This window comes from Mesorhizobium sp. ES1-3 (genome assembly GCF_020164795.1).
In the GTDB taxonomy this organism is placed as follows: Bacteria; Pseudomonadota; Alphaproteobacteria; order Rhizobiales; family Rhizobiaceae; genus Mesorhizobium.
In genome coordinates this window covers 53,466-77,451 of record NZ_JAIUGW010000005.1, presented here as the reverse complement: position 1 = coordinate 77,451, position 23,986 = coordinate 53,466, and the positions used below count along the sequence as shown (strand labels likewise).

The 23,986-nt window shown below is 63.1% G+C and carries 20 protein-coding genes, 1 tRNA gene and 1 pseudogene; 17 read left to right on the top strand and 5 right to left on the bottom strand.

Features of this window, described 5'->3' with window-relative positions; all coding sequences use genetic code 11:
• Positions 1-110: 110 nt before the first annotated feature.
• A complete protein-coding gene (locus LB536_RS09605) occupies positions 111-1,151 on the bottom strand; it encodes an RluA family pseudouridine synthase (RefSeq protein WP_224591389.1) in 1,041 nt (346 codons plus the stop codon).
• Between the two features lie 26 nt (positions 1,152-1,177).
• Here LB536_RS09605 and LB536_RS09600 point away from each other — a divergent pair, with 26 nt between their 5' ends.
• From LB536_RS09600 to LB536_RS09585, 4 genes are all read left to right on the top strand, one after another.
• Positions 1,178-1,561, top strand: coding sequence for a fimbrial protein (locus LB536_RS09600; RefSeq protein ID WP_224591387.1), 384 nt, complete (start codon positions 1,178-1,180; stop codon positions 1,559-1,561).
• A gap of 36 nt (positions 1,562-1,597) precedes the next feature.
• Positions 1,598-2,005 (top strand): VOC family protein, encoded by a 408-nt coding sequence (locus LB536_RS09595; RefSeq protein ID WP_224591385.1) that lies wholly within the window; start codon positions 1,598-1,600, stop codon positions 2,003-2,005.
• A 91-nt stretch (positions 2,006-2,096) separates the two neighbouring features.
• A tRNA-Glu gene (locus tag LB536_RS09590) sits at positions 2,097-2,171 on the top strand.
• A 799-nt stretch (positions 2,172-2,970) separates the two neighbouring features.
• Complete coding sequence (locus LB536_RS09585; protein ID WP_224591383.1) at positions 2,971-3,342, top strand: hypothetical protein; 372 nt, start codon at positions 2,971-2,973, stop codon at positions 3,340-3,342.
• Between the two features lie 105 nt (positions 3,343-3,447).
• Here LB536_RS09585 and LB536_RS09580 read toward each other — a convergent pair whose 3' ends face one another.
• Complete coding sequence (locus LB536_RS09580; RefSeq protein ID WP_224591381.1) at positions 3,448-3,663, bottom strand: hypothetical protein; 216 nt, start codon at positions 3,661-3,663, stop codon at positions 3,448-3,450.
• Between the two features lie 754 nt (positions 3,664-4,417).
• Between LB536_RS09580 and LB536_RS09575 the strand changes: the two genes are divergently transcribed.
• From LB536_RS09575 to phoB, 9 genes are all read left to right on the top strand, one after another.
• Positions 4,418-4,720, top strand: a complete 303-nt coding sequence (locus tag LB536_RS09575; RefSeq protein ID WP_224591379.1) for a DUF2865 domain-containing protein — start codon at positions 4,418-4,420, stop codon at positions 4,718-4,720.
• A gap of 303 nt (positions 4,721-5,023) precedes the next feature.
• A complete protein-coding gene (locus tag LB536_RS09570; protein WP_140754557.1) occupies positions 5,024-5,260 on the top strand; it encodes a hypothetical protein in 237 nt (78 codons plus the stop codon).
• A gap of 590 nt (positions 5,261-5,850) precedes the next feature.
• On the top strand, positions 5,851-10,401 hold the full coding sequence (locus LB536_RS09565; protein ID WP_224591377.1) for a PAS domain-containing protein: 4,551 nt from the start codon (positions 5,851-5,853) through the stop codon (positions 10,399-10,401).
• A gap of 533 nt (positions 10,402-10,934) precedes the next feature.
• Positions 10,935-11,990 (top strand): phosphate ABC transporter substrate-binding protein PstS, encoded by a 1,056-nt coding sequence (gene pstS / locus LB536_RS09560; protein WP_140754551.1) that lies wholly within the window; start codon positions 10,935-10,937, stop codon positions 11,988-11,990.
• 66 nt (positions 11,991-12,056) lie between these two features.
• The gene (gene pstC / locus LB536_RS09555; RefSeq protein WP_140754549.1) at positions 12,057-13,040 is read left to right on the top strand and encodes a phosphate ABC transporter permease subunit PstC; all 984 of its coding nucleotides are present in this window, start codon (positions 12,057-12,059) and stop codon (positions 13,038-13,040) included.
• A gap of 3 nt (positions 13,041-13,043) precedes the next feature.
• Positions 13,044-13,895 carry a phosphate ABC transporter permease PstA gene (gene pstA, locus LB536_RS09550; protein ID WP_140809652.1) on the top strand — a complete coding sequence of 284 codons (852 nt, stop codon included), beginning with the start codon at positions 13,044-13,046 and terminating at the stop codon, positions 13,893-13,895.
• On the top strand, positions 13,892-14,695 hold the full coding sequence (pstB, locus tag LB536_RS09545; protein WP_140809650.1) for a phosphate ABC transporter ATP-binding protein PstB: 804 nt from the start codon (positions 13,892-13,894) through the stop codon (positions 14,693-14,695). Before pstA ends, pstB begins: the two co-directional genes overlap by 4 nt.
• Before the next feature lie 25 nt (positions 14,696-14,720).
• Complete coding sequence (gene phoU / locus LB536_RS09540; protein WP_015315387.1) at positions 14,721-15,428, top strand: phosphate signaling complex protein PhoU; 708 nt, start codon at positions 14,721-14,723, stop codon at positions 15,426-15,428.
• A 19-nt stretch (positions 15,429-15,447) separates the two neighbouring features.
• Positions 15,448-16,137, top strand: a complete 690-nt coding sequence (gene phoB / locus LB536_RS09535) for a phosphate regulon transcriptional regulator PhoB (protein ID WP_010911896.1) — start codon at positions 15,448-15,450, stop codon at positions 16,135-16,137.
• A 284-nt stretch (positions 16,138-16,421) separates the two neighbouring features.
• Here the strand turns inward: phoB and LB536_RS09530 are convergent.
• Together LB536_RS09530 and LB536_RS09525 are read right to left on the bottom strand one after the other, a co-directional pair.
• A pseudogene (locus LB536_RS09530) lies at positions 16,422-16,754 on the bottom strand (sugar kinase); the annotation flags it as partial.
• A gap of 52 nt (positions 16,755-16,806) precedes the next feature.
• Positions 16,807-17,778, bottom strand: a complete 972-nt coding sequence (locus LB536_RS09525; RefSeq protein WP_224591368.1) for a sterol desaturase family protein — start codon at positions 17,776-17,778, stop codon at positions 16,807-16,809.
• Between the two features lie 112 nt (positions 17,779-17,890).
• Between LB536_RS09525 and LB536_RS09520 the strand changes: the two genes are divergently transcribed.
• A complete protein-coding gene (locus tag LB536_RS09520; RefSeq protein WP_224591366.1) occupies positions 17,891-18,772 on the top strand; it encodes a LysR family transcriptional regulator in 882 nt (293 codons plus the stop codon).
• A gap of 238 nt (positions 18,773-19,010) precedes the next feature.
• Here LB536_RS09520 and LB536_RS09515 read toward each other — a convergent pair whose 3' ends face one another.
• On the bottom strand, positions 19,011-20,255 hold the full coding sequence (locus tag LB536_RS09515) for an ROK family protein (RefSeq protein ID WP_224591364.1): 1,245 nt from the start codon (positions 20,253-20,255) through the stop codon (positions 19,011-19,013).
• Between the two features lie 268 nt (positions 20,256-20,523).
• Between LB536_RS09515 and xylF the strand changes: the two genes are divergently transcribed.
• The 3 genes from xylF to LB536_RS09500 all read left to right on the top strand — a co-directional run bounded on the left by xylF (position 20,524) and on the right by LB536_RS09500 (position 23,883).
• Positions 20,524-21,564 (top strand): D-xylose ABC transporter substrate-binding protein, encoded by a 1,041-nt coding sequence (gene xylF / locus LB536_RS09510; protein ID WP_140754535.1) that lies wholly within the window; start codon positions 20,524-20,526, stop codon positions 21,562-21,564.
• Between the two features lie 143 nt (positions 21,565-21,707).
• Positions 21,708-23,060, top strand: coding sequence for a sugar ABC transporter permease (locus tag LB536_RS09505; RefSeq protein ID WP_224591361.1), 1,353 nt, complete (start codon positions 21,708-21,710; stop codon positions 23,058-23,060).
• A 10-nt stretch (positions 23,061-23,070) separates the two neighbouring features.
• Positions 23,071-23,883, top strand: a complete 813-nt coding sequence (locus LB536_RS09500; protein ID WP_140809641.1) for an ATP-binding cassette domain-containing protein — start codon at positions 23,071-23,073, stop codon at positions 23,881-23,883.
• The last annotated feature ends 103 nt before the right edge of the window (positions 23,884-23,986 follow it).

Genomic DNA, 23,986 nt, shown 5'->3' with positions numbered 1-23,986 from the left:
ACAACAGATCCTATACAGGAACAAAACCAGAAAAGACAGGCATTTGTTCAACACGAAACAGTGTGTCACGCTGAAGTGAACAATGACAGTCAGGTTTTTTGATGGTCGGTTCAGAGTTTGCTGAAGCCGTCGACGAGTTTCTCCATATCCCTCGGCATCGGTGCCTCGAACCTCATCGTTAGATGGGTAGTGGGATGCCGAAATGCAAGGAGCCAGGCATGCAAAGCTTGCCGGGAAAATGCCTTGACCTGACTTTTCAAGGGCTCCGGCAGCCGATTGGCCTTGGTGCGGAATGCCAGGCCGTAATCGGGGTCGCCGATGACGGGATGGCCGATATGGGCCATGTGAACGCGGATCTGGTGGGTGCGGCCGGTTTCCAGTCGGCATTCGACGAGGCTTGCGGTGGCGAATTCCCGCTGATCCTCGCCGAAACGCTCCTGCACGGCAAAGCGGGTGACGGCGTGGCGCGCGTCGTCGCGGCCTTCCGGCACGACAGCGCGGCGCACCCGGTCGGCGGCGCGGCCAAGCGGCGCATCGATCGTTCCGGTCGGCCTCTGCGGTATGCCCCAGACCAGCGCCAGATAGGCGCGTTCGAGGTCGCCCGTCAGGCCGTGGTCGGCAAAGGCTTCCGACAGGGCCTTGTGGGCGCGGTCGGTCTTGGCGACCACCATTACGCCGCTGGTCTCCTTGTCGAGGCGGTGGACGATGCCCGGCCGGCGCACCCCGCCAATGCCCGACAGGCTGTCGCCGCAATGGTGGATCAGCGCATTGACCAGGGTGCCGGTCCAGTTGCCGGCGCCGGGGTGCACGACAAGCCCCGCCGGCTTGTTGATGACGATCAACTCGTCGTCTTCGTAGAGCACGTCGAGCGCTATGTTCTCGCCCCGCGGCTGCGCCGGTTCCGGTTCCGGCATAGCGACCGACACATTTTCGCCCGAGCTCATCTTGCGTTTGGTTTCGTCGACCGGCTTGCCGTCGATGACGACGGCGCCTTGCCTGATCAGCATCTGTACCCGACTGCGTGACATGTCCGGGCCAAGGGCGGCTGCCAGCCACTGGTCCAGGCGTTGGCCCGCCGCATCCGCGCCCGCGACCAGCAAGGTGGGCGCGGCCTCTATCAATTCAGGGTCCTCTTCGCTATGAGCGCTCATCGAAAAACCATTCCGGAATATTTGCCATGGCCCGGCCCGATGCCGACGAAGACCAGGAAAAGCCGCTTGACCCCGAGGTCGACAAGCTGCGCGGCAAGCTCATCCGCTTCATGGTCATCAATCTCGGCCTCTTGTTTGTTGCTCTTATGGTGGTGATCGGCGCCCTTGTCTACAAAGCCCGCAAGGCGCCATCGGCCAACCCGCCGCTGTCCGGCGACGTCCAGACGCCGGCTGGCGAGCCGGCCAGCGGCGATATCGTGCTGCCGGTGGGCGCCAGGGTGGTCAGCCAGTCCTTGTCGGGCGATCGTCTCTCTGTCGATGCCGAGCTTGCCGACGGCAGCCGTGCGATCTTCGTCTATGATATTGCCGAGCGCCGCCTGATCGGCCGTTTTGCAATCCGCAACAAATAGGCAGGCAGCAATGCCGCAAACGAGCTTGCCGCAGACATGACCGGATTCGCCGAACATCGCCGTGTCGCGACCGTGACGCTGGTCGTCGCCGACTATGACGAAGCGATCGCATGGTATGTCGGGCGGTTGGGCTTTCTGCTGCTCGAGGATGTCGATCTCGGCGGCGGCAAGCGCTGGGTGATCGTCGCGCCGACCAACGGGCAGGGCGCCAGGCTGCTGCTCGCCGAGGCGTCCGACGAGAGGCAGAGGAATAGCATCGGCAACCAGACCGGCGGCCGGGTCTTCCTCTTCCTCGAAACCGACGACTTTGCCCGCGACCATGCCGCCATGCTGGACAAAGGCGTCGAATTCCGCGAGGCGCCGCGTTTCGAACCCTATGGTACCGTGGCCGTTTTCGCCGATCTCCATGGCAATCTCTGGGACCTGATCGAGCCCAGGCGGTAACGCGGAGGACAGCTTTTTACTCGATGCGGTAAAGCCGCTGAACCCCAGTTGCTTTTTCCTGGCCGTCAGCCTATATCGCCGGTTCTTGAACGCGCCCATCGTCTAGCGGTCAGGACACCGCCCTCTCACGGCGGGAACAGGGGTTCGATTCCCCTTGGGCGTACCAAGCAACGGCGCGGTCGTTGATCTCCAGACAATCCAACGATTTCGGACCAGTCCCGCATGGGCTCTGCATACGTCCAAAGAGCGCGCAATGCCCGGCGCGAGTCCGGGAATTTCCCATGCCCGAATCCACCCAATTTAAGTCAGGCCGCGGCGCTTGAAAGCACTGCGATCTCTGATACTTGCGTGCGGGGGGTAGCTTTCGCGGCAACGCGGATTTTGGGTTCGGGTAGAGTTTGGAATGACTTCCGTGAAGACGATATGCGCGCACTGCCATGGCGGCGGCAAGGTTTTCGATTGCTCCAGATGGCATGCATCAAAAGGGCATTGCTGCCCGCATGGGACGCATCAAAGTGGTTGTCCCGGAAAGACCTTGGTGTGCGCGGAGTGTGCCGGGCTTGGGACGATGCCGGAAGCCGAGTTCAGAGCCGTCGCGTAGGCCGTCCTACCGCAAAGAGGCGATCTTCGCGGCTATCGCTTCCTGCTTGGTGCGTTGGGACGGCAGGCACGTTAAGGTTCGGTTTACCAATAGCCTGTCTACTGGAGACAATTCGCTTTCGGCCCGCGACCACGGATGTACTGGCGCAACCGTCGAGGCGGAAAGGAAAGGTCGGCTCAGTGCCGGCCTTTTTGCTTTCGGCATTGGCTCGCATCGGCCACGGCCAGGCGCCCCGGCGGCTTCGCGCTCGGCTCTCTCCGAACAACTTTTTGGCAAGGGATATTGCCATCGCCTCGATCGGCCCTACCATCGATTCCGGCAGTCCGACGCGGATTGCCGGCTGGTCGTGACGATGAGGCTTGCGATGAAAGGCATTGCAAAGCTGGTGATTGCGGGTGTGCTGTTGGCGGCAGGTGTCGTATGCACATCGGTTGCCGCAACGCTCAACACCATGGACGATGTCGGGGCCGCGATCCAGTCGTGCTGGACGCCGCCTGGCGACGCCGGGAATTCGACTGTAACCCTGAGCTTCAGTTTCAAGCGCGACGGTACTCTGATCGGACAGCCGCGACCAACCGCCGTCAAGGTGGCCGGCGACGACAAGGCGCGTCAGTCGTTCATCGATGCGGCAATAACTGCGGTGAAGAATTGCACGCCGCTGAGTTTATCGCCGGAACTGTCGCAAGGAATTGCCGGCAACGTGTTCACGCAGCAATTCGTTTCGCCCAAACAGTAGCGGCACACCCAAAAAAGCCTGCCATGGAGTGGGCATGAGCGTGCAGCCTGGCTGGTTCGTCTGAATCGGAGAGCGGGGTCGAACGTCTTTCCCCCGATCGCCGGATCAACGGCTCAGCCGCCGTACTTCGGCATGCCGTGCCAGGTCCGGAGTCTCGAAGACATAGTCGCTCCAGGCCGATTCCGGAATCTGCCCGGCCAGATAGCACTCAAGCAACAGGTTTTGCTCGGGATTGAGCGGCCGCGGGGCACGTTCGTGATCCAGCCCGAGAGAATGAAAAAGATTTCTCGTCAGTTCCGATACCGTGAAGTGGATCGACATCTGCGTTCTCCTTCGCGCTTCAACGCAGCAACGCGGGCAAAGGTTTCAAGGCCAGACACCGGTAACGCCTGATTGATCGCATGGCTCGACGCATCGGTCTGCCGACGGCCGCAGGTCTGTCTCCGTTGTTTTCCGATTCGTCTCAATCTTGAAATAAAAATGTAATGTCGAATTTATAGGCAGGATTATATTGCACTAGATGAAGCTCTTCTCGGACAGAATTCTTATAATATCATATATAGCTCATTTAGCTGTAGTTTATCCAGGTCGAAAGAGCGTTGTTCTGGACTATCGGCAACAAGGATCGTGGCATTCAGATGACCCGTTTCTGTCTTTTCATGATGATCGCGCTGGTATCGATCGTTGCGTTTGGGTTCGGCACAACATCTTCCTACGCGGACAGTTGTGGTGCGATCAGAAATCAGTTGCTGTCCGCTGGCCGCGGCGGAGGCGCGAGCCCGGCACTGGCTTAGCTTCGTCGCCAGCTCGCGGCAATTCAGGGCCTGGAGAGGCAGCGCAAGTGTACCGCGCAAAGTGCCGCGGGCAGCTTCTTCAACGCCTGCGCCGACCTGGCTCGAAACCGGACGGAGGTGCAGCGCCAGATTGCGGCTGCGTCCAATTCCGGGCGTGACAATTCCGGCCCGCAGGCGCGGTTCGCAGCGCTCGGCTGTCCGTCGGGGGCAAAGCAGGAGCGCCCGGCGCCGAAGGCCAATCCGCGACGGCGGCGGCCGGGGCCACGACCAGCGGCAATGCGATGCTGTTTTGCGTCCGCCTTTCGGATGGGTATTTCTTCCCCGCGCCAAAGTCGCAATTCGCCGGCAGCGGCGATCTCAAGGAAATGGCCGATCAATGCCGTTACATCTGCGACGATCCCGCGGTCGATCTCTACACGCTGAGCGATATCAGCCAGGAAACCGACAGCATGGTGGCGCTCGACACGCGCAAACCATACACCGAGTTGCCGGCAGCTTTCCGGTATCGTGACGATGCCAATTTCAAGGCCTGTGACGTCAAGCGTTATTATCAGCGGGTTGCCGAACTGACGGCCAGGACGTGACGCCCACGAACATGACCAATGCCATCATCCCTTTGCCTCAGGCAAAGCCGGACCTCGGCAGCGTCGCGGCAATTCCAGAATCCGATATCGAGGCTCCGGGTGCCGCCCAGCCGCAGTCGATCGGGCCGGCAAGCGGACCGTGCGTGTGGTCGGTCCCGCCTTCTTTCCGGCTGAATGACCACAGGCGTTTTCGAGCGCGTAGCCGTCTCCGATGAGCCTGCCGCGTGTCCGCTGGAACCAAGATCCGGCTGGAACAGGGACCTGCTCCCGGCGTTGTGGTCGGTATCAGGCAGGAGGAACGCCATGGCCACGTTCAGGGAAATGAGGATACTGGAGATCGTCGAAGACGGCTCCCTGACTTCCGACCAGAAGATCGCCGAATTGCGCAAGATCGAATCCGAGGCGCGCGGGCTGCAGCGGGCGGCGACGGAGGGCCCGATGGGCGACGACGACGGCTGGCAGGACGATCTGCGCCAGGTTCGGCTTGCGCTCGACAGACTGGGGGCCAAGGAACCGAGGAAGGGCGCGGCATCGCTGTAGGACGCTGTCCGCTGGAGCGGTTCGGCGATCCTGTCAAATGCAAAGCCGTCCTAGTCGCAGACCATGCGAACCCTTTGGCCGGGTGCGCTCACGTTCCTGCATGCGAGTTGTTTTTCGGGACCCGATGACGGGGGAGGCGGCGGCGGCGGCGCCCTGGTCGGATGCCGTCTATGCGGCGCAGCTTTCTGGGCCTTGCGCTCGAAAACCCGCCCGGGTGGCTGGGATGGTCCCGGAAAGGCGCCATTGTCCACCTGAGGCTGGTAATCGACATTGGGCGGCGGCCGGTCCCAGATCCGCCGGGCGTCGAGCGGCCGCGGGATAATGACCGTGCCGTCATAGCTGCGCGAGCAGCCACCGCTGAAAAGCAGCGCCACGCCCAGCAAGAAAGGCACAATCCGTCCATACATTAGCAACACCCCTGCACATGCTTATAGCGCGGCCTCGCTGCGCGCCACAACCGGACGGAATAACGCAGCAGGAACCGGCCGGTTGGGCCGTTAAGGTTAGCGGATCGTTAATGCTTCTGCGGCACATTCCGCCGACGAACCGCGGAGGGAGGGTTCGGCCTTGATTTTCGGGGTGGGGACAGCATGGCGGAATCGGACGAAGCAATCGGCGCGCGCGACAAGCGCGAGCCCGGCAAGGCAGCCGCGCTTGGCGGCGATGGATCGTCCGGCGTCGACATGGATTGCGCCGGCGCGCTTCGCCAGCTCGTCGAAGCGGCTTCGGACTGGACCTGGGAAACCGACGCGGAACTTCGCTTTTCCTGGCTTTCACAAGACTACCAGGCAGCGACGGGTATCGATCCGGCTGATGTGCTTGGCCGGTTCCGCTTCGATTTTCTCAATCAGGTCCTGAAGGGCAACCGCAGCGCGGCAGCGCATCTGGAGGATTTGCAGGCGCACCGGCCGTTCCGCGACTTCGTCTACGAACTGAAGGGTGGCCGCCCCGACTGCCGCTGGGTGCTGACGTCAGGCTTCCCGCGTTTCGACAGCGACGGAAAATTCGCCGGCTATCGCGGCATAGGCCGCAACGTCACCGCGCTGGCCAGCGCCTTCGAGGCCATGGAACCGCCAGCTGACGGCGAGTCCGTCCAGCATCTTGGCGATCTCGAGCGGACGATGGATGCCATGCATATGGGCGTCGTGCTTCTGGATGCCAGGCTCGACACGCTGATCGTCAACAAGGCTTATCGCGATCTCTCCGGGATTCCGGATGGGGCCGTGACCGTCGGCGCTCCGTTCAGTCTGTTGATGGAACTCAACCGCCGCAATGGCATCTATGGCGACATCGACGAAGAGCAATGGCGGCGCTACCTCGCCACCCGCGTCGAGGAGATCAGGGCCGGTACCGTCGCACCTCGGGAGTTTGTCCGCGCCGACGGGCGGACCATGATGTTCTCCGTCACCGCTCTGTCGGGAGGCAAACGCCTGCTGACCTACTATGAGGTCACCGAAGTCAAGCGCCGTGACGCCGAAATCGAGAACGCCAACGCCAAGATCGCCGAGACGTTTGCCAATCTCCGCACCATGGTCGATCAGATGCCGATCGGCGTTCTCGTCCTCGATGCCGCCATGCGTGTCGAGGTCATCAACCGCGCCTTCTACGATTTCTGGCAGATCGACGCCCAGGACGCCGAGACCGGCTGCAGCTTCCGCGATCTGATGGACGCGAGCCGCGACACCGACCCCTATGGTTCGGACGACGCGACATGGCAGCGGCATGTCGCCGAGCGCGAGGCCGAAATCAGAGCCGGCACCGCCGGATCGTGGCAGTTCCCGCGCAAAGACGGGGGGACGCTGATCGCGTCGATGGCGCCGCTGGCCGGCGGCAAGCTGCTCATTTGCTATGTCGATGTCACCGACATGAAGGACCGCGAGGCCGAACTTGCCGAAGCGCTGGAAAAGGCGCGGCTGGCGGAGACCGTGATCAACGCCGTCGAGGATCCGATCTTCGTCAAGGACGACAATTTGCGCTTCGTCTTCGTCAACGAGGCCTTCGCGGCGCTGTTCAAGCAGGCGCCGCAAGCCATGCTTGGCAAACCGGGGGGCGATTTCCTCGGGCCGGCCGACGTCGCGTTGTTCGAAAGCAGCGAACGTGAGGTGCTGGCCAGCGGGCGGCAATATGAAGTGGAGGAAAACTTCGAGGCGGGCGGCGCCAGCCGTTCGCGCATCGTCAGGAAGAACCGCGTCCGCATGGCAAGCGGCCGCGACTATGTAGCCGGCTTTCTCTTCGATATCTCCGACATGAAGCGGCGCGAGACCGAAGCGCAGGAAGCGCGGAAGCATCTCGCCAACGTGCTGGAATCGCTGCCGGCCGGCGTTATCATCTACGATCGGGACGACAACTTCGTCTTCGCCAACCACAGGCTGCAGAATACGCTGCCGGCGCTGAAGCCCTTCTGGCAGCCCGGCCGCACTATCCGCGAAGCGCTGGAGTTCGGCCATTCGGTCGGCTATTTCCGTTCGAGCGGCGATCCTGGGATCGACAGCCTGTACGAAGTCGATTCCGAACGCTGGCTTGACGGCATCCTGGCCCGTTACCGTCTGCCGAATTCCTCCTATGAGCGCCTCAATTCGGATGGACGCTGGTACCAGGTCTATGACATGCGCACCGATGACGGCACGTTCATCGGCGTGCGCGTCGACATCACCGACCTGAAGAGTCGCGAGGCTGCGCTTCATCACTCGATGCGCCAGATCGATCTCTTCCGGCATGTCATGGACGAGTTGCCGGTAGCCGCCTTCATCAAGGCGCAGGACCTGAGCATCGAATTCGTCAACAAGGCCTGGTGCGCGCTGACCGGTCTCGCCAAGGATGATGTCATCGGCCGGACCGACCGCCAGTTGTTCAGCGGCGAGGAAGCAGAGGGCTTCAGCCAGGACGACACCGATGTCGTGACGAACGGCAGTGTGCGTGAGGTCGAGGAGCCCGTCACCCATCGTGACGGAACCGTGCGGCAGTTGATGACGCGCAAGAGCCGTCTGGTGGCCACGGACGGATCGGTGCATCTGGTCGGCTCCAGCACCGACATCACCGACGTCAAGGCACGCGAGCAAGCTCTGGAAGAGAGCATGCGCGAGAACGAGGTGTTCCGCAGCCTGATCGACAATGTACCGGTGTCGATCTACGCCAAGCGCTCCGATCTCAGGCAGTTCTATGTCAACAAGGGCTGGTGCGACCTCACCGGCTTCAGCAAGCAGGAGGCGATCGGCAAGACCGACGTCGAAATCTTCGGGCCGGATGGCGAGGCCTTCGTAGCCAGCGATCTCGCCGTGCTGCGTACCGGCGAGACCCAGGAGATCGAGGAGACGGTGCGCCTTCCCGACGGCAGCGTCAGGCATCAGTTCGCCCGCAAGGGCGCTATGATCGCCTCCGACGGTTCGCTCTACCTGATCGGTTCGACCACGGACATCACGGAGCTCAAGCAGCGCGAGGCGGAGCTCAGCGAGGCGCGTCAGCGCGCCGTGCTCGCCGACCGCGCCAAGTCGGAATTCCTCGCCAATATGAGCCACGAGATCCGCACGCCGATGAACGGCGTGCTGGGCATGGCTGAACTCCTGGCCAAATCCAATCTCGACCCGAAGCAGAAGACATTCACCGACATCATCGTCAAATCGGGCAATGCGCTCCTGACCATCATCAACGACATCCTGGATTTCTCCAAGATCGATGCCGGCCAGTTGGTGCTCGACCCGGCGCCTTTCAATCTCGCCGAGGCGATCGAGGACGTGGCGACGCTGGTGTCGACACGGGCCAAGGAAAAGGATCTCGAGCTCATCGTGCGCATCGAGCCGCGGCTCGAAAGCCTGTTCATCGGCGATGTCGGCCGGATCCGGCAAATCGTCACCAACCTGCTCGGCAATGCGGTGAAGTTCACAGAAGAAGGCCACGTGCTGGTCGATGTGACCGGCGAACGGGTTCCGACCGGAACCAGGCTGACGATCTCTGTCACCGATACCGGCATCGGCATCCCCGAGGAAAAACTGAAACTGGTGTTCGAGAAATTCAGCCAGGTCGACACGTCGTCGACACGGCGCCACGAGGGCACCGGGCTTGGCCTTGCCATCACCTCGCGGCTGGTCGACCTGATGGGTGGCGACATCGGCGTCGAGAGCGCCGAAGGCAAGGGGTCGACCTTCTGGTTCACAGTGACGCTGCCTGGGGCCGGGCAACAGAACGGACAGCGCATCACGCCGGTGGACGTGACGGGCGCACGCGTGCTGATCGTCGACGACAATGCCGTCAACCGCGCCATCCTGACCGAGCAGATGACCTCGTGGACGTTCGATTCCTGCGCGGCCGAAAGCGGTGCAGAAGGCCTCAAGGTGCTGATCGCCGCGGCGGCCTATGGCGTGGCGGTCGATTGCGTCGTGCTCGACTATCAGATGCCTGAAATGAGCGGCGCCGAAATGGCGCGCATCGTGCGCGACACCGAGGGCCTCGCGGATACGCCGATCATCATGCTGACCTCGGTCGACCAGTCGCTTGCCAACACCAGCTACCGCGATCTTGGCATCGACGCGCAGCTGATCAAGCCGGCACGCTCCTCGGCGCTCCTGGAAACCTTGGTCGCGACCATTCAGCGCCATCGCCACGCCACCAGCGGCCACACCGTTCAGCCGCCAGCGGGCGAGGCGCTCGAGATTGCCCCGCGGGCCCCTCTGGCGATAGCCGAGCAGCGTGCGCAGCTGCAGCCGCCGCCGGTTCGTCCCAGGCTGCCTGCCTCCGGCGGCGGGCAAAGGCTGGATATTCTCGTGGCCGAGGACAATGAGGTGAACCAGATGGTCTTCACCCAGATCCTCGGCGAGACCGGCTACCGCTTCGAGATCGTCGCCAATGGCCGCAAGGCGCTCGACGCCTTCGGCACGCTCAATCCGTGCATGATCCTTATGGACGTCTCCATGCCGGAGATGAGCGGTCTCGAAGCGACGGCCGCGATCCGCCTGCTGGAGCAGGAGACCGGCACGCATGTGCCGATCGTCGGCGTCACCGCGCATGCGCTCAAGGGCGACCGCGAACGCTGCCTGGAGGCGGGCATGGACGACTATCTGCCCAAGCCGATCAGCCCCAGGGCTCTGCTCGAGAAGGTCGAGCGCTGGGTCGGCGCCGGCCGTCAGGTCCATCGCAACGCGGGCTAGCACCCGCGTCGCCGGGATTGCAGGATCCGGCGAGACAAAATCGAGGGAATCAGCTGCGGATTTGCTGCCACCCCTGCGTGCAATGGATATGGTGCGATCGCACCATATCCAAGGCGATGCCGAGCCGGGACAATAGCAAAATCGAATTCCGCCCTTCTCGGTTACGGGCGGGAGCAGCGACCGCCTGCAAGAAACAGCGTCACTCTACCCCAACGGACCTGTTTTTGGCGATGGCCCGGCCATGACACGCTCTGGCTGCGAGCAACGCGCTCCCGTCCGGATTTTTTTCACTTGGGAACGCCCGGTCGAATCCCGGGTCATTCCAGCCGTCGGACGGCTCAAGCCCCTGATTCCGGCGGTAAAGCCGGACCGCGCCGCGGGCGCCCGACATCGGCGCCTTTCTCGGTCCGGGCGACGCGTTACCGGGCTGACATGAAACTGTCATGCGACTGTTATAATCGAAGGCTATTGGCCTCAGCGGGCGCCGGAGGAAATGGCGCCGAGAGACCATCTTCCGAACAGGAGCAGGCCACATGAGACATTTCATCCGCTCGGCGGCCGTTGCGATTGCAATGGCTGCGGCGTCCACCATCACCCTTTCCGCGGCAATGGCAGCTGACCTTTCCGGCGCCGGTTCCACTTTCATCTATCCGGTGTTCGCCAAGTGGGCCGACACCTACAAGAAGGACACCGGCATCGGCCTCAACTATCAGTCGATCGGTTCCGGCGGCGGCATCAAGCAGGTCATCGCCAAGACCGTGACCTTCGGCGCCACCGACAAGCCGATGTCCGACGCCGACCTCCAAAAGAACGGCCTCGTGCAGTTCCCGATGGTGATGGGCGGCATCGTGCCGATCGTCAACCTCACCGGCATCAAGCCGGGCGAACTGGTGCTTGACGGCAAGGCGCTGGCCGACATCTACATGGGCAAGATCACCACCTGGGACGACGCCGCGATCAAGGCGCTGAACCCCTCGCTCACCCTGCCGTCGACCGCGATCGCCGTCGTGCATCGTTCGGACGGCTCGGGCACCACCTTCAACTTCACCGACTACCTGGTGAAGCTCTCGCCCGACTGGAAGGACAAGGTTGGTTCGGACACTGCCGTGGAATGGCCCACCGGCGTCGGCGCCAAGGGCAGCGAAGGCGTTGCCAACACCGTCAAGCAGACCGACGGCGGCATCGGCTACGTCGAGTACGCCTATGCCAAGCAGAACAACCTCTCCTACTCCAAGATGCTGAATGCAGCCGGCAAGGTCGTCGAGCCGTCGCTCGAATCCTTCGGCGCCGCCGCTTCGAATGCCGACTTCAAGGGCGCGAAGAACTTCAACGTCATCATCACCAACGAGCCTGGCGACACCACCTGGCCGATCGCGGCTTCCACCTGGGTTCTGATCCACAAGACTCCGAGCGATGCCGCCGCCACCGGCGAAGCGCTGAAGTTCTTTGCCTGGGCCTATAAGGACGGCAAGGAAACCGCCAAGGCGCTCGACTACGTGTCGATCCCCGACAGCGTCGTCGACCTGATCAAGGCTTCGTGGAAGGCCGACATCCAGGCCGACGGCAAGCCGGTCTACGCAGGCGAGTAACATCACCCGAAGGAGCGCCGCTTCACGCGGCGCTCCTTTTTCTCAACACAAAGAGCCGAGCTTGACATGAGTGCTGTCCAGGAAGCCTTGCCAGCCATCAAGGGCTCGCGCGACGCCATCGTCAGACGTTTCGCGTTAACCGATTCGATCTTCCATGGGCTGACCCGCGCCGCCGCCATTCTCGTGCTGGTGCTGCTTGGCGGCGTTGCCATCTCGTTGTTTGCCGGTTCCTGGCAGGCACTGTCGACCTTCGGCTTCTCGTTTCTGACCAGCGAGAGCTGGAACCCGGTGACGGAAAAATTCGGCGCCCTGGCGCCTATCTATGGGACCATTGTCACATCGGCCATCGCCATCCTGATCGCCGTGCCGCTCGGCATCGGCATTGCCATTTTTCTCACCGAGCTTTGCCCGCGCCCCCTTCGGCGCCCAATCGGCATGGCGGTGGAATTGCTGGCCGGCATTCCTTCGATCATCTATGGTATCTGGGGCCTGTTCGTCCTGGCGCCGTTCCTGCAGACGACAGTGCAGCCCTTCATCATCAGCGTTTTCCATGGCATTCCCGGCCTTGGCAGCCTGTTTGCCGGTCCGCCCTACGGCATCGGCCTGCTGACCTCGTCGCTGATCCTCGCCATCATGGTGCTGCCCTTCATCACTTCGATCACCAAGGACGTGTTCGACACGGTGCCGCCGGTGCTGAAGGAGTCCGCCTACGGCATTGGCTGCACGACCTGGGAAGTGACACGTCGCGTCGTCATCCCTTACACCCGCATCGGCATCATGGGCGGCGTCATGCTCGGCCTTGGCCGCGCGCTTGGCGAAACCATGGCGGTGACGTTCGTGATCGGCAACGCGCACCGCATCTCGACCTCGCTGTTCGCGCCGGCAACGACAATCTCCGCGACCATCGCCAATGAATTCACCGAAGCCGTTGGCGACCTCTACACGTCCTCGCTGGTGGCGCTCGGCCTGATCCTGTTCGTCATCACCTTCCTCATCCTTGCGATCGCACGCTACATGCTGATGCGCATCGACGCCCGCACCGGAGCCTGACCGATGTCGACAGCCTCGTCGCTTCACAGCCGCCGCAAGGCCAGAAACTCGGTGATGATGACGCTGTGCGTCGCCGCCGCGGGCATCGGGCTTGCCTGGCTGGCACTGATCCTCGGCGCGTTGATCTACAAAGGCGCGGCCGGGCTCTCGCTTGATGTGTTCACGCAGATGACGCCGCCGCCCGGCGATGCCGGCGGCCTGCTGAACGCTATCTATGGCAGCGTGGTGATGACGGTCATCGCCGTTATCGTCGGCACGCCAATCGGTGTTCTGGCCGGCACCTACATGGCCGAATACGGCCGCTTCTCGAAACTCACCACCGTGGTGCGCTTCATCAACGACATCCTGCTGTCGGCGCCGTCGATCATCATCGGCCTGTTCGTCTACGAATTGATGGTGCGGCCGATGGGGCATTTCTCGGCGATCGCCGGCGCCGTCGCGCTGGCCATCCTGGTCATCCCTGTGGTCGTGCGCACCACCGAGGACATGCTCAACCTGGTGCCGAACGCCTTGCGCGAAGCCGGCACCGCGATCGGCGCGCCGCGCTGGGTGGTCATCAAATCAGTGGCTTACCGTGCCGCACTTTCCGGCATCGTCACCGGCATATTGCTGTCGATCGCCCGCATCTCCGGCGAGACGGCGCCGCTGCTCTTCACCGCGCTGAACAACCAGTTCTGGTCGAGCAATCTCAACGCGCCGATGGCCAGCCTGCCGGTCACCATCTTCCAGTTCGCTCTCAGCCCCTATGAGGAATGGCAGCAGCTGGCCTGGACCGGCGCACTCATAATCACATTGACGGTTCTCGCGCTCAGCATCTTTGCGCGCAGCCTGACCGGACGCAGAGAGGACAAATGAGCCAGATGTTGTCTCCAGACATGACGATTGCCACCGAGGCAGCCGCCAAGGCGAAGATCGAGGTCAAGAACCTCAATTTCTACTACGGCCAGTCGAAGGCGCTGAAGGACATCACGTTGTCGCTGCCCGAGCGCAGCGTGACGGCCTTCATCGGACCGTCGGGTTGCGGAAAGTCGACGCTGCTGCGCGTCTTCAACCGCATCTACGAGCTCTACCCCAAGCAGACCGCCGAGGGTCAGGTGCTGCTCGACGGCCAAAACGTTCTCGACCGCTCGCAGGATCTCAACCTGCTGCGCACCAAGATCGGCATGGTGTTCCAGAAGCCGACGCCATTCCCGATGTCGATCTATGAGAACATCGCCTTCGGCGTCAGGCTCTATGAGAAGATCAGCAAGGCCGAGATGGACGGCCGTGTCGAACAGGCGCTGAAGCGCGCGGCACTGTGGACCGAGGTCAAGGACAAGCTGAACGCCAGCGGCCTCAGCCTGTCGGGCGGCCAGCAGCAGCGGCTTTGCATCGCCCGCACCGTGGCGGTGAAGCCGGAAGTCATCCTGCTCGACGAGCCGGCCTCGGCGCTCGACCCATTGTCCACCGCCAAGATCGAGGAACTGATCGACGAGTTGCAGGCCGACTACACGATCGTCATCGTCACCCACAACATGCAGCAGGCCGCGCGCGTCTCGAAGCAGACGGCTTTCATGTATCTGGGCGAACTGGTCGAATTCGACAAGACCGAGAAGATCTTCACGTCGCCTCGCGAGAAGCGCACGCAGGACTACATCACCGGCCGCTTCGGCTGATATCACGCATACGAGGACCAGGATCATGGCCGAACACACAGTCGCAGCCTTCGACGAGGATCTCGGACAGATCAGCAGGCTGATCAGCGACATGGGCGATCTCGCCGGCACGATGGTCGGTGGCGCCACCAAGGCGCTGCTGAATTCGGACAACGCGCTGGCACAGCGCGTCGTCTCCGACGACGCCATCATGGACGCGCGCCAGCGCGAACTCGACGACCGCGCCATCACCCTGATCGCCAAGCGCCAGCCGATGGCCGACGATCTGCGCCATGTCGTCGGCTCGATCCGCATGGCGGGCGATCTCGAGCGCATCGGCGACCTTGCCAAGAACATCGCCAAGCGCGTCGGCTCCGTCGGCCTCACCGCCACGCCGCGCGACCTGTCGCATTCGATCGACTCCATGGCGCAGCTGGTGCTGATCCAGGTGCAGGGCGTGGTCGAGGAATATGCGGCCGGCGATGCCGCCGCACTCGCCAAGCTCAGGAACGACGACGAACGCATCGACGTCAAATACACCTCGGTGTTCCGCGAACTCCTGACCTACATGATGGAGGATCCGCGCAACATCACGGCTTGCACGCATCTTTTGTTCTGCGCCAAGAACCTCGAACGCATCGGCGACCATGTGACCAACATCGCCGAGAATGCGTACTATGTGCTGACTGGCACGCAACTGCCCGCCAATCGTCCGAAGCAGGACGAGACGGCGATGTCGGTGCCGGCGGCTTGACGGCAGGGATGATCAATCGATGATCGCGCCACGCATCATGGTGGTGGAGGACGAGGAGCCGCTCGGTGTGCTCCTGCGCTACAATCTGGAATCGGAAGGGTACCAGGTCGAGGTGGTGACGCGCGGCGACGAAGCCGAGATCCGCCTCCAGGAGAACGTGCCCGACCTCCTGGTGCTCGACTGGATGGTGCCGGCGGTTTCCGGCATCGAGCTCTGTCGGCGCCTGCGAATGCGGCCCGAGACCGAGAGGCTGCCGATCATCATGCTGACGGCACGCGGCGAGGAGAGCGACCGCGTGCGCGGCCTTTCGACCGGTGCCGACGACTATCTGGTCAAGCCGTTCTCGACGCCGGAATTCATGGCCCGGGTCAAGGCGCTGCTACGCCGCGCCAAGCCGGAAGTGCTGTCCAGCGTGCTCAAGGTCGGAGACATCGTGCTCGACCGCGAATCGCACCGGGTCTATCGCAAGAAGAGCGAGATCCGGCTTGGCCCGACCGAGTTCCGGTTGCTAGAGTTCATGATGCGCCATCCCGGCCGGGTGTTCTCGCGCAGCCAGCTGCTCGACAATGTCTGGGGCGAGACGATCTATATCGACGAGCGCACCGTGGACGTGCATGTCGGACGGCTGCGCAAGGCGGTCAACAATGGCCGCATGCCGGACGTCATCCGCACCATCCGCGGCGCGGGCTACGCGATCCGCGAGGATTAAAGCGCCGCTCAGCCAGCGCGAGTGCAGCGAAACATGCCTCGCCTCGCGGAAATGGCCATTCAACTCGCTGTGCCGTTGCCATGTCGAGCGTGCTGTCGGGTTTGCGCATCTGAACCGGTGTCGAACTTTCCACTCCCCCCAACGTCGGCGTCACACCGATCACACGGCATGGGTGTCACTGTCATCGAAGCCGTCAATAGCTTGGGACGCCCAGTCAAGCAGTTGGGACGCGCAGTCCTGGCGTCCGGCCATGCGTTTCCCGGACTGCAAGGCGTTGCACGGTTTCAGGCAACGCTCTTCCCGGCACTCCCTCTCACTTGCACGCTCAGCGCGAAAATCTCCTGGTCGACGAAAGTCAATGCGCGCATGGCGCAGCCTTCGCGAATGAGCGGCAGCTCGTTCGGCTCGGTGTCGAAGGAAATCGATTCCGAATGCTGGCCGCCGGCGGTGTGGGCGATGGCCTCGCGCAACGCCGGCTCGATCAGGTCGAAGGCGGCGGCGCTGACGCCGACCATGGCGACCGGTGCGGGATCGATCAGCGCGAACAGGCTGCCAAGCCCGTATCCGAGCGTTTCGCCGGCCTTGCGGTAAAGAGATCGGGGGCTAGGGCGGTCTGCGGCGTAAACCTGCCTGAGGGCTTATATCACGTGCCCGTTCCGCCGGCGTGACCTATAGCCGGCGCCGCGCGGCAAGACGCGCCTTCATCCGTGCCTTTGCCGATTCAGTGCCATCGTGGAAGGTGTCGAACCACTTGTCCCATGGCACTTCCAGCGTGCCGTAGTTCACCTCAAAGTAGCGATGATGAAGCTGGTGGTGGAAGGTGCCCAGGTCGACGCGCTTGCGCCCGGCCAGCCAGAGCCCTTCGAACCCGGTATGGGTGGTAATGGCGTAAAGGCCATAGAACATCAGGTGGCAGATAAGATGCACCGGGCTGGACGGAACAACGAAATGGACCAGCGCGGTTCCGAAATAGAAAATGTGTTCAACCGGGTGCATCGCAAGGCCCGACCACGGCCCCACATCAATATTGCGGTGATGCAGCGCGTGGATGCGGTAAAGGAGCTTCGTATGGAGCAGCCGGTGAATCCAGTAGAAGTAGAAACTCTCCCAGATCGGGATCAACAGGAAGAGGCCGACGAACCAGACCGGGTGGCCGGACCATGTTAGAGTCGGCGCATAGCCATTGGCCATCGCCCACCAGACCAGCGCCTCGTATGCCGACCAGATCGTTACGCCCGAAGCCAGCGACCAGAACACGTTGTCGGCCAGTTGGCTGTCGAAACTGAAGGCGCGCCCCTTGCGCGGGTAGGGGCGCGGATCAAACTTCTTGTCGGTGCCCTGCAACTGGTGGCGGTGAAAAACAAGATGCAGCCCCTGCGCTACAACTACCGTCAGGCCGAAGTTTCGTAGCCAGATCACCCCGATCCATAGCCCTGGCTCCTTCGCCTGGGCAAGCGTGGGGCTGGCCAAGGCATAAGCCGCGAAGGCCAGCCCCACGATGACGAGATTGATTGAGACAGGCAGCCAGCTTCCGACATACCAGCGAAAGATCGCTGCGAGGTTCAGCGGCCAGCGCCAGACCGGCGCAATCTCAATGGGCAGGCTGTCGGGGACGTGGTTCCATTCCTTCCGGTCTGACATCGATGTCGCTCTTTTCCGGCCGTGGTTCATGCGCAGGGTATTGCTCGGAAATTGACAACACAAAGAATATCTTTTCAGGTATTGGGGTCATTTTAATTGATGGTAAGATCTCATGAAAACACCGCACCCGACCTGGCTGCTCGCCTTCGAGGCGGCGGCGCGGTATGGCAGTTTCACCGCCGCGGCCGCTGAGCTGAACCTGACCGCAGCGGCCGTCAGCCAGCATATCCGCCTGCTGGAAAAGCATGTCGGCGCGCGGCTGTTCGAGCGGCTGCCGCGCGGCGTTGCGCTGACGGATATCGGCCAGGCCTATGCCCAGCCGGTGCGCCAGTCCTTCGCCGAGTTGCAGCGGGCGACGGACGGTCTCTTCGCGCGCCCATCGCGGCGGGTGGTGCGGGTGCGCGCCTCGATCACTTGGGCGGCGTTGATCCTTGCGCCCCGGTTGGCCGATTTTCGGCAGGCCCACCCAGAGATCGACATCCAACTCTCCACCTTCGTCTGGTCCGATCGTTTTGAAGCCGGCAACAGCGATGTCGACATCCGCTGGGGGCACGGCGACTGGCCCGAGGGTGCGGTTCAACTGCTGGCCCATGAATCCGCGATCGTCGTCTGCCATCCTGCCGACACCGCCTGGTTGGCGGGGCGCCGGGACATCCGCGACTTCCCCTTTGCCTGCCTGCACCATGTGATCGGGTTTGAGACCGAGTGGCAGCGCCTGTCGGATCATTTCGGCCTCGCCCTCCCGGCCCCGCCGCAGCGTGCCCGCTACGATTCATCGCTGCTCGCGCTGTGGGCGATGACCACGGGCGGCGGCGCCATGATCGTTCTGGAGAGTTTCGCCAGGCCGTTTCTCGATTCCGGCCAACTGGTCGCGCCCTTGCCGCACCGCGTGCCCATAAGTGGCGCGCATTACATGGTGCAGGCCGACGGGGCGGGGCGCAATGACGCGGTGCAGACCTTCTGCCGCTGGGCTGCGGCGCTCTACCCGGCCTGAACGCCGGTTGTGGGTACTGGCGCACGGCGGACCGCACCGCCGGCCGACGGGGCTTAGAGCCGGATGATTTTAGGTCGAATCGACCTGAAATCTGAATCCGTTTCTAAATCAAAGAGATAGAGCATGATGTCGTCCGAAAACCGCTTCACACTTTTCGACATCATGCTCTAGCAGGAGGCCCGAAATCTGGCGGGTAGTATGTCATGCCCCGTCGGAGTGATTGGGTTCGATCTTGGTCTCAGGCAACGTTCTTTCCCGCGCCCGCCCTTGCCTGTACACCAGGCGCGAAAATCTCCTGGTCGACGAAAGTCAGTGCGCGCATGGCGCAGCCTTCGCGAATGAGCGGCAGCTCGTTCGGCTCGGTGTCGAAGGAAATCGATTCCGAATGCTGGCCGCCGGCGGTCTGGGCGATGGCCTCGCGCAAGGCCGGCTCGATCAAGTCGAAGGCGGCGGCGCTGACGCCGACCATGGCGACCGGTGCGGGATCGATCAGCGTGAACAGGCTGCCCAGCCCATAGCCCAGCGCCTCGCCGGCCTTGCGATAGGCTTCGCGCTCCGGTCCGTCCTTCTCCCTTGCCGTCGCCGCGAGTGTCCGCATTTGCGCGTCGCTGACATCGGCGACCGGCTCGGTGTCCTCACCAAGCTGCCTGGCGTTACGCCAGATGGCGTAGTTGCCGGCATAGGCCTCGACGCAGCCGCGCCGCCCGCAGCGGCAGAGCGCGCCGCCCGGGCGATGAATCATGTGGCCGAACTCGCCACCCGACGAATGCGTGCCGGTGAACAGCTCGCCCTTCAGCACCAGGCCCATGCCGATGCCGTGCGAGAGCAGGATGGCGATGAAGTCGTCGCGGTAGCGTTCGGGGTCGCGCCGGCGCAGCGCCACCGCCATCATGTTGCAGTCGTTCTCCACGGTGGCGGGGATGCCGAATTCGGCTTCGAGTATGTCGGCGAAGGCTATGTCCGTCTGCGGCGTGATCGGCGACCACAGCATGGCGCGCGCCTCGGTGTCGGTGATGCCCTGGATCGCCAACGCGATGCGGGCCACACTGCGGACATCGAGATCGGGATCCTCGAGGCGACGTCGTACTATTGCCGTGCATTCGCCGATCAGCGCCTCGCGCGACATGGTCAGCGTGTCCAGCCGGCGCTGTTCCTCGGCGACCACCTGGCCGGCATAATCGATGACGGCGACAGAGAGGAAATTCAGCGACAGCACCACGGTCATCACAGCCGCGGCCTCGGGGTTGAGGCCAAGGCCGACCTGTGGCCGGCCGCGTTTCAGTGAGCCGGCCTCGTTGGGCTTGCCTTCGGTCAGGATACCCTCTGCGATCAGGTCGGCTGATATCGCCGATATGGTCGAGTGGCTGAGGGCCGTGGTCGCGGCGATCTCGGTGCGCGAGGGCTGGTCACCTTGGCGCACGGCTGCAATCACCATTGCGCGGTTGCGCCGGCGCAGATCGTCGTGACGGATTCCGACCGACATGCTTTCCCACATCCTCCCCGTCGCCGTGGTTCCTGACGCCCCTCGACACCTCCGGCAACGCGTCGAATACTGGCAGAAGCGGCTGGTGCTGTCATTTATTTATTGCAGGACTCGAAAAAAGGTTCCCGGCACCTCAAAATGCATCAGAATCGATGTTGACAGCGTTCCGACGATGGACCAGTATTTTTTCGGGGCTCGAAAAAATAGGGCCTCTGTGCCGGCCTTCGGGCCAGTTTGGTCGCGCCATACGCGGCGCAGGGAGGATAACATGAAGAGATTCACAGTCGCCATTCTGGCGGGTGTCGCCATGTCGCTGACACTGGCGTCGGTCGCGCAGGCGAAGGACAAGGTCATCGGCGTTTCGTGGTCGAATTTCCAGGAAGAGCGCTGGAAGACTGACGAAGCCGCCATGAAGAAGGCGATCGAGGCCGCGGGCGACAAGTACATTTCCGCCGATGCGCAGTCCAATCCCGGCAAGCAGCTGACCGATGTCGAAAGCCTGATTTCGCAGGGCGCCAATTCGCTGATCATCCTGGCGCAGGATGCGTCGGCCATCGGCCCGGCGGTACAGAAGGCGCTCGACGAGGGCATTCCGGTCGTCGGCTATGACCGCCTGATCGAGAACAAGGACGTCTTCTACCTGACCTTCGACAACAAGGAAGTCGGCCGCATGCAGGCCCGCGAGGTGTTCAAGGTGAAGCCTGAAGGCAATTACGTCTTCATCAAGGGATCGGGCGCCGACCCGAACGCCGACTTCCTGTTCTCGGGCTCGATGGAAGTGCTGAAGGAAGCCATCGACAGCGGCAAGATCAAGAATGTCGGCGAGGCCTATACGGACGGCTGGCTGCCCGCCAACGCCCAGAAGAACATGGAGCAGTTCCTCACGGCCAACGACAACAAGGTCGACGCGGTGGTCGCGGCCAATGACGGCACCGCCGGCGGCGTCGTCGCGGCGCTGACGGCGCAGGGGCTCGCCGGCACCGTGCCGGTCTCTGGGCAGGACGGCGACCACGCCGCGCTCAACCGCATCGCGCTCGGCACCCAGACCGTGTCGGTGTGGAAGGACGCGCGTGAACTCGGCAAGAACGCCGCCGAGATCGCCTCGCAGCTCGCCGACGGCAAGAAGATGACCGACATCGCCGGCGCGAAGGATTTCACGACGCCTGGCGGCAACACCGTCAAGTCGCTGTTCCTGACCCCGGTCGCCATCACCAAGGACAATCTCAACCTCGTCATCGACGCCGGCTGGATCAAGAAGGACGAAGTCTGCGCTGGCGTCGCCGCCGGCACAGTCGCGGCCTGCAACTGAGTTTGACCGCTTGCAGAAGTGAAGGCGCCGCGGCCCCAAAGCCGCGGCGTTTTCTCAAAAAGATTTGTGTTTCCGCGTCGCGCGGATAGCTTCTAGGCTGGGTTCGGCATCCGCGTCAGACGGCCAGCCGGTTGGAGGAAATCATGACCGACACGACGTCCGACCTGCAGGCCGACACCGCGCGAGCCTCGGAACTCGGCGCGGTCGCCCGGTTCCTGAAAGCGACCGAGATCGACACCCGCATGCTGGGCATGATCGGCGCCCTGCTGCTGATCTGGATCGCGCTGCATGTGATTTCGAGCCTGCGTCTTGGCGTCAATCCGCTCGATTTCGACAGCCGCACGTTTCTCACGCCGCGCAACCTGTGGAACCTGTCGGTCCAGACGTCGGCGGTCGCCATCATGGCCTGCGGCATGGTGCTGGTCATCGTCATGCGCAACATCGACCTGTCCGTCGGTTCCGCCGAGGGCTTGATCGGCATGGTCATGGGCTTTGCCCAGGTGCATTTCCTGGTCCGGTTCGTGGGGCTTGAACTCGGCAATCCGTGGATCTGGGTGCTGGCGCTGGTCATCGGCCTGGCGCTCGGCCTTTTGATCGGCGCGTTCCAGGGCTTCGTGATCGCCTATCTCGAAGTGCCGGCCTTCATCGTCACGCTGGGCGGCCTGCTGGTCTGGCGCGGTGCCGCCTGGTGGGTCACGTCAGGCCAGACGGTAGCACCGCTCGACGCCACCTTCCAGCTGATGGGCGGCGGACCGGCCGGATCGATCGGCGCCACCTGGAGCTGGGTCGTGGGCATCGTCGCCTGCCTGGCCGTCGTGTTTGCGCTGTTCAACGGGCGGGTGCAGCGCAAGCGCTTCCGCTTCCCGCTGCGGCCGATCTGGGCCGAGACACTGCTCGGCGTCGTCACCTGCGCCCTCATCATGGGCGCGGTGTGGCTCGCCAACTCCTATCCGTGGCCGATCGGCATCGTGAAGCGCTACGCGGCCGCCAACAACATCATCGTGCCCGAGGGCGGCCTGTTCATCGCCCACGGCATCGCCATACCGGTACTGATGGCGGTCGCCGTCGGTCTGGTCATGACCTTCATCACCAAACGCACCCGTTTCGGCCGTTATGTCTTTGCCATCGGCGGCAATCCGGAAGCGGCCAACCTCGCCGGCATCAACACGCGCTGGATCACCATGAAGGTGTTCATGATCATGGGCGTGCTGGCCACCATCGCAGCCGCCATTTCGTCGGCACGGCAGAACTCGGCCACCAATGTGCTTGGCACATTGGACGAGCTGCTCGTCATTGCCGCGGCCGTCATCGGCGGCACGTCGCTCGCCGGCGGCTCGGGAACGATCATCGGCGCCATGCTCGGCGCGTTGCTGATGCAGTCGCTGCAGTCGGGCATGGTGCTCCTCGGCGTCGACTCGCCGCTGCAGAGCATCGTCGTCGGCGCCGTGCTGGTCATCGCGGTGTGGCTCGACACAGTCTATCGCAAGCGGGTTTAGGGGTACGATCATGGCTGACAAGACCGCTCCCGCAACCGCCCCCATGGGCACGCCGCTGGTCGATATGCGCAACATCTCGATCGCCTTCGGCGGCATCCGCGCCGTCGACGACGCCTCGATCGATCTTTTCCCCGGCGAGGTCGTGGCGCTGCTCGGCCACAACGGCGCCGGCAAGTCGACGCTGATCAAGATCCTGTCCGGCGCCTACAAGCGCGACTCCGGCCAGATTTTCGTCAATGGCGAGGAGGCAGCGATCTCCAACCCGCGCGACGCCAAGAAATACGGCATCGAGACGATCTACCAGACGCTGGCGCTGGCCGACAATGTCGATGCGGCCGCCAATCTGTTCCTCGGCCGCGAGCTGATGACCGCCTGGGGCACGCTCGACGACGTCGCCATGGAGGCCGAGGCGCGCAAGGTGATGGGGCGGCTCAATCCCCGCTTCCAGCGCTTCAAGGAGCCGGTGATCAAACTGTCGGGCGGACAGCGGCAATCGGTGGCGATCGCACGCGCCATCCTGTTCAACGCCCGTATCCTCATCATGGACGAGCCGACGGCGGCTCTCGGGCCTCAGGAAACGGCGCAGGTCGGCGAACTGGTCAGGCAGCTCAAGTCCGACGGCATCGGCATCTTCCTGATCAGCCACGACATCCACGACGTGTTCGAGCTGGCCGACCGGGTCTGCGTGATGAAGAACGGCCAGGTCGTCGGCACGGCACGCACCACGGATGTCACCCAGGACGAGGTGCTGGGCATGATCATCCTGGGCAAATGTCCCCCAGGTGCCATACCAGGGCCGGGTGCGCTGAAGATCGCCGCCTGAGGCCGGGCGCAGGCCGGCCAGGCTGATCGGACACGCCCCGTTGCCGTTCACGTGATATGCCAGTGATCACGATGGCTTGGCCTGACCATTGTGTTGGCCCGGC

Coding starts and splice junctions, on each gene's coding strand:
- LB536_RS09605 (WP_224591389.1), bottom strand. CDS start 1,151: ATGAGCGCTCATAGCGAAGAGGACCCTGAATTGATAGAGGCCGCGCCC.
- LB536_RS09600 (WP_224591387.1), top strand. CDS start 1,178: ATGGCCCGGCCCGATGCCGACGAAGACCAGGAAAAGCCGCTTGACCCC.
- LB536_RS09595 (WP_224591385.1), top strand. CDS start 1,598: ATGACCGGATTCGCCGAACATCGCCGTGTCGCGACCGTGACGCTGGTC.
- LB536_RS09585 (WP_224591383.1), top strand. CDS start 2,971: ATGAAAGGCATTGCAAAGCTGGTGATTGCGGGTGTGCTGTTGGCGGCA.
- LB536_RS09580 (WP_224591381.1), bottom strand. CDS start 3,663: ATGTCGATCCACTTCACGGTATCGGAACTGACGAGAAATCTTTTTCAT.
- LB536_RS09575 (WP_224591379.1), top strand. CDS start 4,418: ATGCTGTTTTGCGTCCGCCTTTCGGATGGGTATTTCTTCCCCGCGCCA.
- LB536_RS09570 (WP_140754557.1), top strand. CDS start 5,024: ATGGCCACGTTCAGGGAAATGAGGATACTGGAGATCGTCGAAGACGGC.
- LB536_RS09565 (WP_224591377.1), top strand. CDS start 5,851: ATGGCGGAATCGGACGAAGCAATCGGCGCGCGCGACAAGCGCGAGCCC.
- pstS (WP_140754551.1), top strand. CDS start 10,935: ATGAGACATTTCATCCGCTCGGCGGCCGTTGCGATTGCAATGGCTGCG.
- pstC (WP_140754549.1), top strand. CDS start 12,057: ATGAGTGCTGTCCAGGAAGCCTTGCCAGCCATCAAGGGCTCGCGCGAC.
- pstA (WP_140809652.1), top strand. CDS start 13,044: ATGTCGACAGCCTCGTCGCTTCACAGCCGCCGCAAGGCCAGAAACTCG.
- pstB (WP_140809650.1), top strand. CDS start 13,892: ATGAGCCAGATGTTGTCTCCAGACATGACGATTGCCACCGAGGCAGCC.
- phoU (WP_015315387.1), top strand. CDS start 14,721: ATGGCCGAACACACAGTCGCAGCCTTCGACGAGGATCTCGGACAGATC.
- phoB (WP_010911896.1), top strand. CDS start 15,448: ATGATCGCGCCACGCATCATGGTGGTGGAGGACGAGGAGCCGCTCGGT.
- LB536_RS09525 (WP_224591368.1), bottom strand. CDS start 17,778: ATGTCAGACCGGAAGGAATGGAACCACGTCCCCGACAGCCTGCCCATT.
- LB536_RS09520 (WP_224591366.1), top strand. CDS start 17,891: ATGAAAACACCGCACCCGACCTGGCTGCTCGCCTTCGAGGCGGCGGCG.
- LB536_RS09515 (WP_224591364.1), bottom strand. CDS start 20,255: ATGTCGGTCGGAATCCGTCACGACGATCTGCGCCGGCGCAACCGCGCA.
- xylF (WP_140754535.1), top strand. CDS start 20,524: ATGAAGAGATTCACAGTCGCCATTCTGGCGGGTGTCGCCATGTCGCTG.
- LB536_RS09505 (WP_224591361.1), top strand. CDS start 21,708: ATGACCGACACGACGTCCGACCTGCAGGCCGACACCGCGCGAGCCTCG.
- LB536_RS09500 (WP_140809641.1), top strand. CDS start 23,071: ATGGCTGACAAGACCGCTCCCGCAACCGCCCCCATGGGCACGCCGCTG.